This is a genomic window from Pseudonocardia lacus (assembly GCF_018531445.1).
In the GTDB taxonomy this organism is placed as follows: Bacteria; Actinomycetota; Actinomycetes; order Mycobacteriales; family Pseudonocardiaceae; genus Pseudonocardia; species Pseudonocardia lacus.
This window is the reverse complement of record NZ_JAHDTH010000002.1, coordinates 1-10,748: the sequence shown is the minus strand read 5'-3', so window position 1 is coordinate 10,748 and position 10,748 is coordinate 1. Positions and strand designations below refer to the sequence as shown.

At 73.5% G+C, this 10,748-nt stretch carries 12 protein-coding genes and 2 tRNA genes; 6 read left to right on the top strand and 8 right to left on the bottom strand.

Translation table 11 applies throughout. The features are described from left to right. Position 1: 1 nt before the first annotated feature. The 5 genes from KIK08_RS00710 (at position 2) to KIK08_RS00690 (ending at position 4,103) form a co-directional block, all read left to right on the top strand. Positions 2-685 carry a hypothetical protein gene (locus tag KIK08_RS00710; protein WP_214400963.1) on the top strand — a complete coding sequence of 228 codons (684 nt, stop codon included), beginning with the start codon at positions 2-4 and terminating at the stop codon, positions 683-685. Positions 686-1,172: 487 nt separating this feature from the next. Continuing rightward, positions 1,173-1,919 carry a maleylpyruvate isomerase family mycothiol-dependent enzyme gene (locus KIK08_RS00705; RefSeq protein WP_214400962.1) on the top strand — a complete coding sequence of 249 codons (747 nt, stop codon included), beginning with the start codon at positions 1,173-1,175 and terminating at the stop codon, positions 1,917-1,919. 2 nt (positions 1,920-1,921) lie between these two features. Then, positions 1,922-2,518, top strand: a complete 597-nt coding sequence (locus KIK08_RS00700; RefSeq protein ID WP_214400961.1) for a sigma-70 family RNA polymerase sigma factor — start codon at positions 1,922-1,924, stop codon at positions 2,516-2,518. Between the two features lie 65 nt (positions 2,519-2,583). Further along, the gene (locus tag KIK08_RS00695) at positions 2,584-3,243 is read left to right on the top strand and encodes an RNA polymerase sigma factor (RefSeq protein WP_214400960.1); all 660 of its coding nucleotides are present in this window, start codon (positions 2,584-2,586) and stop codon (positions 3,241-3,243) included. After that, a complete protein-coding gene (locus KIK08_RS00690; RefSeq protein WP_214400959.1) occupies positions 3,240-4,103 on the top strand; it encodes a maleylpyruvate isomerase family mycothiol-dependent enzyme in 864 nt (287 codons plus the stop codon). Before KIK08_RS00695 ends, KIK08_RS00690 begins: the two co-directional genes overlap by 4 nt. A gap of 182 nt (positions 4,104-4,285) precedes the next feature. Here the strand turns inward: KIK08_RS00690 and KIK08_RS00685 are convergent, their stop codons facing one another. The 4 genes from KIK08_RS00685 to orn form a co-directional block, all read right to left on the bottom strand. Further along, positions 4,286-4,444 carry a hypothetical protein gene (locus KIK08_RS00685; RefSeq protein WP_214400958.1) on the bottom strand — a complete coding sequence of 53 codons (159 nt, stop codon included), beginning with the start codon at positions 4,442-4,444 and terminating at the stop codon, positions 4,286-4,288. Positions 4,445-4,698: 254 nt separating this feature from the next. After that, positions 4,699-4,774, bottom strand: a tRNA-Lys gene (locus KIK08_RS00680). Between the two features lie 82 nt (positions 4,775-4,856). After that, positions 4,857-4,932, bottom strand: a tRNA-His gene (locus tag KIK08_RS00675). A 72-nt stretch (positions 4,933-5,004) separates the two neighbouring features. After that, positions 5,005-5,607, bottom strand: coding sequence for an oligoribonuclease (orn, locus tag KIK08_RS00670; RefSeq protein WP_214400957.1), 603 nt, complete (start codon positions 5,605-5,607; stop codon positions 5,005-5,007). A gap of 70 nt (positions 5,608-5,677) precedes the next feature. Between orn and KIK08_RS00665 the strand changes: the two genes are divergently transcribed. Then, the gene (locus tag KIK08_RS00665; protein WP_214400956.1) at positions 5,678-7,231 is read left to right on the top strand and encodes a helicase HerA-like domain-containing protein; all 1,554 of its coding nucleotides are present in this window, start codon (positions 5,678-5,680) and stop codon (positions 7,229-7,231) included. On the opposite strand, the gene KIK08_RS00660 is transcribed toward KIK08_RS00665, so the two are convergent. The 4 genes from KIK08_RS00660 to KIK08_RS00645 all read right to left on the bottom strand — a co-directional run. Continuing rightward, a complete protein-coding gene (locus tag KIK08_RS00660; RefSeq protein WP_214400955.1) occupies positions 7,139-8,773 on the bottom strand; it encodes a PH domain-containing protein in 1,635 nt (544 codons plus the stop codon). The genes KIK08_RS00665 and KIK08_RS00660 overlap by 93 nt on opposite strands. Next, the gene (locus KIK08_RS00655) at positions 8,770-9,312 is read right to left on the bottom strand and encodes a PH domain-containing protein (protein WP_214400954.1); all 543 of its coding nucleotides are present in this window, start codon (positions 9,310-9,312) and stop codon (positions 8,770-8,772) included. Before KIK08_RS00655 ends, KIK08_RS00660 begins: the two co-directional genes overlap by 4 nt. Positions 9,313-9,407: 95 nt before the next feature. Beyond that, complete coding sequence (locus KIK08_RS41415) at positions 9,408-10,271, bottom strand: ferredoxin family protein (protein ID WP_214400953.1); 864 nt, start codon at positions 10,269-10,271, stop codon at positions 9,408-9,410. Positions 10,272-10,328: 57 nt separating this feature from the next. After that, positions 10,329-10,748, bottom strand: a 420-nt coding sequence (locus KIK08_RS00645; protein WP_491063174.1) for a mannosyltransferase YkcB-related protein, incomplete at its 5' end; no start/stop codon positions are given.

Below are 10,748 nucleotides of genomic sequence, written 5' to 3'. Positions count from 1 at the left end.
CGTGACCCCGGTGGCCGTCCACGTCCATCCCGGTGTCGCCGCCGTGTGCGCGCTGTACGACGGGTTGCTCGGTGCGCAGGCGGCTCGCCGCGGTGGCCTGGAACACCTGCGCCTGCTCGCCGACCGCGTGGCCGCCGGTCACCGCAGCCACCACCCCGGAGCCCGGGTCGAGCTGTCGAACTGGCACCCGGATCTGGCCGGTCGGGCGGACGCGGTGTGGGCGGTCGAGTTGTCCGACCGGGACTACCGGGACACGGTGGCCCGCGGCCACGGGTATCCGGACTGGGCGGCGGCGCTGGCCGCGCAGCCCGTGGAGCCCGCACCGGACTTCGAGCGGTGTGTCGAGGCCGTCCTGTCCGGCGACCGGGAGGCTGTGGCGGGCCTCCTGGATCAACACCCCGGGCTGGTCACGGCGCGGTCGCACTGGGGGCACGGTGCCACGTTGCTGCACTACCTGGCCGCCAACGGCGTGGAGACCCACCGCCAGCGGGTACCCGCCAACGCCGCCGACATGGCGCAGCTCCTGCTCGATCGCGGCGCCGATCCGACCGCGACCGCGCACATGTACGGCGGTGGACAGACCGTGCTCGGTCTGCTCCTCACCAGCAGCCACCCGGCGGACGCGGGCGTCACCGACGAGGTGGCGCGGGTGCTGCGCAGGGCTGCCCCGCCGCCACCGGTGTGAGCCATCGGGGCTGCCGGTCGGGGTTCTCGTCACCGCGCCGGCGGGAAGTAGACGTTTCTGCCTGACGGCCACGACGGGGACAGGTCGGGGAAGCGGTGCTCCCCCGAAGAGTTTGCGGTCCGGAGTGATCCGTCGCCGCGCTCGGCGCCGTACTCGTGTCAGGGCGGGACCGTAGGACCACGGACGGCAGCGCCGTGGGTGCAGGGCGGACGCGGCAGGGGGACGGATCGGGATGCGCGCAAGCGACTGCGGACGTGGCGGTGACCTCGCTGCCTGGATGGTCGGTGCCTGCTCGGTGGAAGAAGCTGCCGCCATGAGGGAGCACGTCACCGGCTGTCCCCGGTGCGTCGCCGACCAGGACCTCATCGACCGGACAGCCGGGTGGTTGGGGGTGGCTACAGCGATGAGGCCACCAGCATCGTTGCGCTCCCGGGCGTTGACCGAGGCCCGGGCGCGTCGATGGGACCCACATCGGCTGAGGACAGAGGTGATCGACCCCTACCTGCTGCAGGTGCGCACGCTCGATGCGTTGCTCGGAAACCTGACGCCTGCGCAGTGGCGTACGCCCGTCCCGCGGCACGGTGACGTCACTGGCCTGGTCAGGCATCTGGCGGGCAACGACGCGATGGTGCTGGCCGATCTGCAGCCGTTCACCTCGACTCCGGTCGGTGGGCCGACGGTCGAACCCGGGTCGGACCCTCTGGCGGCGCACGAGCAGTGGCGTTCGCAGTCGTCCAGCCTGGTCACGCACCTGGGGTCCAGGTCACCGCGCGAGCTGGAACGACCCGTTCGACTGGCCGGGCGTAGCCCGGTGTACCGGTCGATGCGGGAGGGCATGGTGCAGCGGGCCTTCGAGACCTGGATCCACACCGACGACGTCCGGACGAGCCTGCGGTCGGTGGGGCCACCCCCGCCCTCGCGGCACCTGCGGTCGATCGTCGACCTGGCGGTGGCGCTGCTGCCCGGCGCCATGATCGCGGCAGGCCGCGGCCATCCGGGCAAGGTGGCCCGGCTGCGGCTCAGCGAGGCGGGCGAGGAGACCGAGTGGCGGATGCTGCTCGGCGACGGTGATCCGGACGCGGACGCGGCGGTCACCATCCACACGGACATGGCTGCGTTCTGCCGGCTGGTGGCCGGGCGCCGCGCTCGTCACGACGTGGTGCTCCAGGTGACCGGTGAGGAAGCGCTGGCCGTCGATCTCCTGGATGTCGCGAGCATGTTGGGGTGTGACTGACGATGGCGCAGATCTGGGGCGTTGAGGACCGTCAGCTGGTCGAGCACCTCCTGCATCGGGTGAGCGCCGGCGACGATCTGGCCTTGGCGCGGATCTACGACGACTATTCGGCCACCGTCTACGGTCTTGCCCTCCACATCACCGGCAACCGTCGCGCCGCGGAGCAGATCACCGAAGACAGCTTCGTCCGTCTCTGGGAGCAGCCCGACCTCTACGACCCGGCGCGTGGCGGGCTGCGTGCCTGGCTCGCCGCCATGGCACGACGACGTGCCGTGGACTGGCTGCGCCGCAGCGGCGGGCAGCACGAACGAGTGGAGAGACTGGTGCGCGAACGCTGGCGCGACGTCGACAGCGCCGAGGACGCGGTCAGCGGCGCCGCGATCAGCAGCGACGCGGCCCATGTCGCCGTCCGGACCGCGGTCGACCAGCTGCCGGAAGTGAACAGGAGGGTGCTTCTGCTCGCCTACTACGGGGGCTTGACCTATCGCGACGTTGCTCGTGCCCTCGGCATCCCGGAGGACACCGTGAAGTCGTGCATGCGAACCGCGATCCGACGACTCGCCGCCGACCTCGCCGCCACCGGAGTCCACGGCGGATGAGTCACCTGCGGGCCTGGATCAACTCAGATGGTCTGTCGATGGATGCAGTCTGGCGGTGACGCGAGATGCACATGCTGCTCGACGCGCGCGCCGCCGGCGGGATGGGCGCCCGTTCGGACCGCGGCCGGTGTTCCGGTCCCGCTCGCGGCAGTACGTTGAGTGACATGAGGTCGCCCGATCAGCTCCTGGCCGCCCGTCTGGCGGCGGGTGACGAGCGGGCCCTCACCGAGGCGTTCGACGCACTGGCGTCGGCGGTCCATACGGCGGCCGTGCGCGTGCTCGGCCAGACCGCGACCGCCCAGGACGTGGTGCAGGACGTGTTCGTCGAGCTCTGGCGGCGGCCGCAGCGCTACGACCCGGCACTCGGCAGCCTCCGGACCTACCTGATCGTGTCCGCCCGGCACCGCGCGTACGACGTACTGCGCAGTGAGCTGCGCCGGATGGGCCGGGAGGCACGGCACCACCGGCTGACACCGGGACATCACCAGGACTCACCCGATGAGAAGGTGGCCGACGCGCTGACGGCGTCCACAGTCCGGGAAGCCCTGCGCACCTTGCCCGCCGAGCAGCGCCAAGTGGTCGAGATGGCCTACTTCGGGGGCTTGAGCTATCGCGAGGTCGCGCGCACCGTCGGCATCTCGGAGGGGACCGCCAAGTCGCGGATCCGGCTGGCCCTGGGCAAGCTGGAGATCCTCCTCGACCGACAGATGCTGGAGTCTTCATGAGCAGCTCCGCGCCTCCGCCGTCCGGGCTGCGCGAGCGCGTGGTCGTGGCGGCGCGGGCGGTCCGACCGGCCGGGCGCGCGGTGCCCGAGCCGGCCCCGATCACCGCCGTCGAAGCGTTCAGCCGGGCCGCCGACGCGCTGAACGGCCTGTTGAGCGCTCTGGCCGACGACCAGTGGGAGACGGTGGCGCTGCGCGGCCTCGATGCGTACGGCCTCGTCGCACACCTGACCGGCGTCGAGGACGACGTCCGGGCGGCCCTCGAAGGAGATCCGGGCGTCGCCGACATCGACCACGTCGCGGCGACCCGATCGCAGCCGGCTCGGACCCCCGAAGGGACACGGGTCGCCTGGCGCACCGCCGTCGACGCCACGCTGACCCATCTCGCGGCGACCGACGACCTCGACCAGGTCGTGGCGGTGCACCGCATCCGGCTGCCGCTGCGATCCTTGCTCGTCGCGCGAGCCTTCGAGCTCTGGGCGCACGAGAACGACATCCGAGCCGCCATCGGGATGCCGCGCCGCGACCCGGACCCGTCGACGCTCACGCTCATGACCACCCTCGCCACCCGGCTCCTGCCCTTCGGCGTGGCCCGCTTGGGAAACGGGCAGGCGCCCGTCGACCTGCATCTCGTCCTGACCGGCGACGGTGGCGGGACCTGGGACCTCCCGCTGGGAGACCGCGGCGCCCCCGCCCCCGCACTCCGGGACGTGCCGGAGGTGACGATCGTGGCCGAGGCGGTCGACTTCTGCCGACTCGTCGCCAACCGCCTCCGCCCCGCTGACCTGCCCACCCACCTGGGCGGCAGCGTCGTTCACGTGCCGCACATCCTCGCCGGAGCGGCAGCGCTCGCCCTCGACTGATCACCGGTCGCGACGCGGTGCTGAGCAGATGTATGCGTGCGGCGCATTGGACGCCAGCGATATCGACTGCTGTTGGGCTGCCAGCGCGGCGCCTCCGGCGAGGAGGAATCCTTCGCCGGCTGGCAGGGAGAAGAACAGTGAGGCGACCGAGACCTGGAACGTGGTCAGCGGGGCTGTGGAACTCACGCCGCCCCGGTCATCGCCTGATTCATCGGGGTTGCCCACGCTGCGCGGACCTCCTGGGGGAGGACGAGGTCGGGCCAGAGTTCGGTCAGCAGCAATCCGTCCACATAGGTCAGGATGTCCGTCGGTCCACCCTCGCGGAGCACGATCTCGTACACACGGGCACGATGCGTGCGGTCTCGGAGGTCGAAGGAGCGTGGCGTGGTCGACCACCAGAGGTGGAGTGGGAGCTGAACGGTCGCCAGAGCCTGTGCCGGGGGCAGGCGGGGTAGGTGTGAAGGGACTGCGATCGTGCGACCCCGTCGGGTGCTGACCTCGCTGAACCGCACGATCGGCACTGCAGCCAACTCGTGCCTGTTGACGAAGCGCCGGCTGAAAGACGTCTGGCCAGGGCATCTGCCCTGGCCAGAGGTGGTACGCCGCGAGGGAATCGAACCCCCAACCCGCTGATTAAGAGTCAGCTGCTCTGCCGATTGAGCTAGCGGCGCCTGCTGCGGCGCCCCGTTGCCCGGCGCCGTCTGGAACGGTACACGTCCCGTCCGGAGCCGGTGCGGCTGGGGTGCCGCCGCATGGGGTGAGTGACGGGACTTGAACCCGCGACTTCCTGGACCACAACCAGGTGCTCTACCAGCTGAGCTACACCCACCATGCGTCCACCGGCCGGAGCCGGCGACTCGACCATGCTACCGGTCCGTCCGCGGTGCGGGACACCGGGTTGTCAGGTGCCCTGGGCCAGGGCGGCCGCGGCCGCTTGTGCCTGCTCAGTGGTGGGGCCGGGCGGGGGGACGAACAGGGTGTGGCGGTAGTAGTCGAGCTCGCGGATCGACTCCTCGATGTCGGCGAGGGCGCGGTGGGCCAGGCCCTTCTCCGGCTTGGCGTAGAAGACGCGGGGGTACCAGCGCCGGCACAGCTCCTTGATGGAGCTGACGTCGACCATGCGGTAGTGCAGGTGGGCGTCGAGCTCTGGCATGTCGCGGCTGAGGAAGCCGCGGTCGGTGGCGATGGAGTTGCCGGCCAGTGGGGCGGTGCGGGCGTCGGGCACGTGCTCGCGCACGTACTCCAGGACGAGCTGCTCGGCCTGCGCGATCGTCACGCCGGAGGCGCGCACGGCGTCGGTGAGGCCGGACTTGGCGTGCATCTCACGGACGATCTCGGGCATGCCGGCGAGCTTGTCCTCACCCGTGTGGATGACGACGTCGACGCCGTCGCCGAGGACCTTCAGGTCGCCGTCGGTGACCAGGACGGCGATCTCGATGAGAGCGTCGCGCCGCAGGTCGAGGCCGGTCATCTCGCAGTCGATCCATACCAGACGGTCGTTCACCCCGTCACACTAAGCGTTCGTGGCGGGCGGTGGGCAGGACAACACGGGGAGCGGGGTCCACAATGCCGGCGTGTCCGACTCCACATCCGCGTCCACGCCCGCCCAGACGATCGCCGCGGGCTACGCCACCGAAGGGGCGGCGCTCGAACTGGGCAGCGTCTGCATCGACGGCGTCGCCGACCCGGCCGCGCGGGTGCGCATCCCGTTCGCCACGCTCAACCGGCACGGCCTGGTGGCCGGGGCGACCGGCACCGGCAAGACCAAGACCCTGCAGGGCCTGGCCGAGCAGCTGTCGGCGGCCGGGGTGCCGGTGCTGCTCGCCGACGTGAAGGGCGACCTGTCCGGGATGGCGCGTCCGGGCGCGAGCAACGCGAAGATCGAGTCGCGGGTGCAGGACACCGGCGACGACTGGGCGCCGACGGCGTACCCGGTGGAGTTCCTGTCGCTGGGCGGCGGGAGCTCGGCGGTGCCGATCCGGGCCACGATCACCCAGTTCGGGCCCATCCTGTTGAGCAAGGTCCTCGACCTCAACGACACCCAGGAGTCGACCCTGGGGCTGATCTTCCACTGGGCCGACCAGCGCCGGCTGCCGCTGCTGGACACCAAGGACCTGCGCGCCGTCATCACCCACCTGACCAGCGACGAGGGCAAGGCCGACCTGAAGGGCATCGGCGGGGTCTCCTCGGCGACCGCGGGGGTCATCCTGCGTGCGCTGGTCAACCTGGAGGCCCAGGGCGGCGACGACTTCTTCGGCGAGCCGGAGTTCGACCCGGCCGACCTCATGCGCACGGTCGACGGCAAGGGCGTGGTGACGCTGCTGGAGCTGGCCGACCAGGCCGCGAACCCGCGGCTGTTCTCCACGTTCCTGATGTGGCTGCTCGCCGAGCTGTTCGAGGAGCTGCCCGAGGCGGGCGACCTGGACAAGCCCAAGCTGGTGTTCTTCTTCGACGAGGCCCACCTGCTGTTCTCCGACGCGTCCAAGGCGTTCCTGGAGCGCATCGAGCAGACCGTGAAGCTCATCCGGTCCAAGGGCGTCGGGGTGTTCTTCTGCACGCAGCTGCCGACGGACGTGCCGAACGCGGTGCTCTCCCAGCTCGGCGCCCGGGTGCAGCACGCGCTGCGCGCGTTCACCCCGGAGGACCAGACCGCGTTGACCAAGACCGTGCGGACCTACCCGAAGACCGAGTTCTACGACATGGAGAAGGCGCTCACCTCGCTGGGCACCGGTGAGGCGATCGTCACGGTGCTGTCCGAGCGGGGCGCGCCGACGCCGGTGGCGTGGGCCCGGATGCGGGCGCCGCGCTCGTTGATGGCCGCGATGGACAAGGCCGAGGTGGCGGCGGCGGCCAAGGCGTCGGTGCTGTACCCGAAGTACGGCGTGACGGTCGACCGGGAGTCGGCCTACGAGATGCTGACCGCCCGCATCGCCGAGACCCCGCCGCCGGCGGCCCCGCCCGCCGAGGCGGCGCCGCCCCCGCGGCCCGCGCGCGAGGAGAAGCCCGAGCCGGGGTTCGTGGAGAAGGCGCTGGGCTCACCCGTGGTGAAGTCGTTCCTGCGCTCGGCGGCCAGCGCGCTGGGCCGGGAGATCACCCGGGGGATGTTCGGCACCCGCCGCCGCCGGTAGCGGCGCGCGGAACGCGGTGAGCAGGTCGGGGACCGTGGCATCGGCGAGGTCGACGGCGTCGCGGGCGCCCAGGTCGAGGACGGTGTAGCCGCCGCGCCCCGCGGCCGTCACGGCCTCCAGCGACACCAGCCCCGCACGCCGCTGGAAGAGCGTCTGGCGGAACGTCCAGCCGATCACACCGCCGCGCTGCAGGGCGACCGTGCGCCGCACCAGGGAGCCGGAGCGGGCGACCAGGAACCCGCCGGTCAGCTGGTGGCCGAGGCTGCGGTAGCGGTCCCAGCCGAGCAGTGCCGCGACGGGCACGAGCGCCAGCGCGAGCGGGCCGAGCCAGCCCAGGTCGAGCAGGTCGCCGACGCCGAAGGCCGCGGCGGCCAGCACCAGCGCCGGGCCGACGGCCCGCACCACGCGGCGGGTCAGCGCGGCGCGCGGGTGCCTGCGCAGGGACGCCTGAGTGATCTGCTCGGGCGGGACGCGCAGCGCGGCCGAGGCCACCCGGTGCGACTCCGCCCGAGGTGCCGGCGGCTGCAGCGCCCCGCCCTGCGGGTCGCCGGCGAGCCCGGTCGACACGGCCCTGGCCTGGGCGCCGCGCCCGAGCCGCAGCAGCACCGGCTCCACCACCTCGGCGCCGCGCAGCCGGCGCTCGGCCACCGACAGCGAGCGGCGGGTGAGCAGCCCGCGGCGCACGCGCAGGGTCCCGTCGGGCTCCCGGGTGAGTCGGTAGGCGTACCAGCGCTCGGCGAACAGCAGCAGCGCCCCGACCACCAGCAGCGCGAGCAGGGCCAGCGCGACGACGGCGACCGCGATGAGGACCGGCGCCGCCGCGAGCCGCGCTGCGGTGTCGTCGACGGCCCGGATGTCGCGCGGGTCGAGGCCCAGGTCGTCGAGCAGGTTGAAGGCGGTGGCCGCGATGGCGCCCATGCCGGCGATCGAGGAGAAGGTCAGCGGGGCGTAGCGCAGCCACGCCCACCGCAGCCGGGCCAGCTCCTGGGTGGGTGGCGCCCCGGCGGCGCTGTCATCGGTGCGGTCGGCGGTGGCGGGGGAGTGTTCGAGCAGTTCGCGGCGCAGCCGCTCGGCCTCGGCCTTGCTGACCGCGTCCAGGCTCAGCCCGCCGCCGGCCTGCACGCCCGCGGTGGCCGCGCTGACCCGCACGACGCTGAGCCCGAACACCCGGTGCAGCAGCTTGGCGGTGAGGTCGACCGTGCGGATGCGGTCGCGCGGGACCGACCGGCGCTGGCGGTTGAGCCAGCCGCTGTGCAGCTCCACCCGTTCGGGGGTGATCCGGTAGCGGGTGGTGCGCCAGCGCAGCACCCCGGCGACGACGGCCGCGACGGCCGCGCCCGCCGCGATCCAGACGCGGATCGGGTCGCCCTGGCCGGACAGCAGCAGCACGACGACCACCGGCACGACCCGCACCAGCAGCGAGAACGGGCCGACCACGAGCATCCGCCGGTCGAGCCGACGCCACGGGGTCTCGTCGGCTGCCGGCGGGGTGCTACCCGCTTCCTGCGCCGCGCCGGACGCGGCGTCCGCGATCTCGCTCACGTGGCGTCGCCGGGCGTCGCCTGCGTGGTCTCGGTCAGCATCCGGGCCAGCTCGGTGGCGTCGGCCGCGGCCAGCCCGGCGATCTTCACCGGACCGCGGGCGGACGCCGTGGTCACCGTGACCGAGGCCAGCCCCAGCGCCTGCTGGAGCGGGCCGTGCGCGGTGTCGACGGTCTGCACCCGCGAGATCGGCGCGATCCGCCACTCCCGCACCAGCCAGCCCGACAGCGTGTAGACGGCCTCGTCGGTGACCTCCCAGCGGTGGATGCGGAACAGCAGCGGCGGGACGAGCACCGCCCACGCGCCGACGACGGCCGCCGTCGCCGCGATCGTCGCGACCAGCCAGCCGGCGACCGGGAACCCGAACACCAGCGCTCCCGCGACCTGGGGGACGAGCAGGACGGCGAGCAGCAGCAGCGAGCGCAGCTGCCACCAGCGCACCGCGACGGGGCTCACCTGGTGGGCAGGGGGCCGCAGTGGCGGGGACAGGTCCGGGTCCGCCGGACGGGTGAGGGGCGCAGCGGCGGCACCGGGGTCCATGACCCGAGTCTGCCCCGGCACGAGCGGCGGCGCTCCCGGCTGCGGCATCGCTTGGGCAACGGCCGCGGCCGATGCCCGGGAGTGGGGAGCCCGGGTCAGGGAAGCGGGCGGACCGCGGTGACGCGCAGGGCGTCGCGGCGCAGCACGGCGACGCCGCACGACGTGGCGCACGGGCCGGCGCCGGCCCCGTCGGCGGTGAGGTCGACGGCCCAGCGGCGACCGGTGACCAGGTGCTCGACCTCGGCGCCGTGGTCGGTGTCGACGACCCGCAGCGCCGCCGCGTCGCGCAGGCCGGTGGCCGTGCGCACGGCCAGTTCGGCGACCTGCCCGGCCGGCGACCACGTCGACCGGCCCCGGCACAGCGCCGTCTCCACCTCGCCCGCCGCGGCGGCCTTGCGGGCCGCGCTCGCGGTGTCCGCGTCGAGCCGGCCGTAGAGGTAGCCCGTGGGCAGGACGAGGGCGGTCGGGGCGAACCGGTGCCCGCCCAGGTGCGTGCACTCCCACACGTCGGGCTCGCCGGACTCCACCAGCGCGGTGGCGAGCACCCGGCCGTCGATCGCGCAGCAGCGGTCGCGCCTGCCGTGCGTGCAGACCAGCAGCGGGGTCTCGGCCATGGGTGTGCCCGGCAGCGGCTCGCCGGCGTCGGGGAGGGGGACGTCGGCGAGGGCGCCCGGGCCGTCGATCCGCAGCCGGCTGACCCGAGCGGTCGTCGTGTCGGCGAGCATCAGCCGGGGGCGGCCGGAGGCGGTGCGCCGGCCCGGGCGGCGGATGAGCAGCACGCGCCAGCCGCCGGCGGCGGCCCGGCGCACGAACGAGGCCACCGCCGGGTCCGGGTGGGACTCGACGGTGGTGGGCCACGCCGCGCGGTGCTCGAGGCACGCCCACCGGGTCGCCACCGGGGCCGTGCCGGCCAGTGGCTCGTCGGCGGCGCGGGCGAGCACCGCGCACCTTTCACTCACCCCCGAGAGGGTAGCTGAGCATTGCCTAACTCGTTCGGGGGCGTCGATCATTGACCCTCACCCATTCGGCAGGTTCAGGTCGTAGACGGTCGCGCCGCCGATGCGCACGGTGGTGAAGCCCTGCTCCACCCAGGTGGTGATCGCGGTAGCCGACCCGCTCCCGCCCGGCCCACGGCCGCCCTCCGGGCCGGGCACGAAGTAACGGATCTCACCCGCGGCCACCCAGGCCTGGAACTGCTCCAGCGTGGGCGCCGGGTCCGCCCCGGTGAAGCCGCCGATGCCCATCACCGACGCGCCGCTGGCCAGGGCCAGCGAGGCGCTCCGCTGCGCCCCGACGGTCGCGGCGGCCCAGGTGGTGCCGGCCCGTCGCAGCGCCGCCACCAGCTCCGGGTCGACGGTGGCCGCGTCGTCCGGTCCGCCCGGCGCTGCGGCGCCGGGCCCCTCCCGGCGGTCGGGGCCCGACCGGCCGGGGCCGTC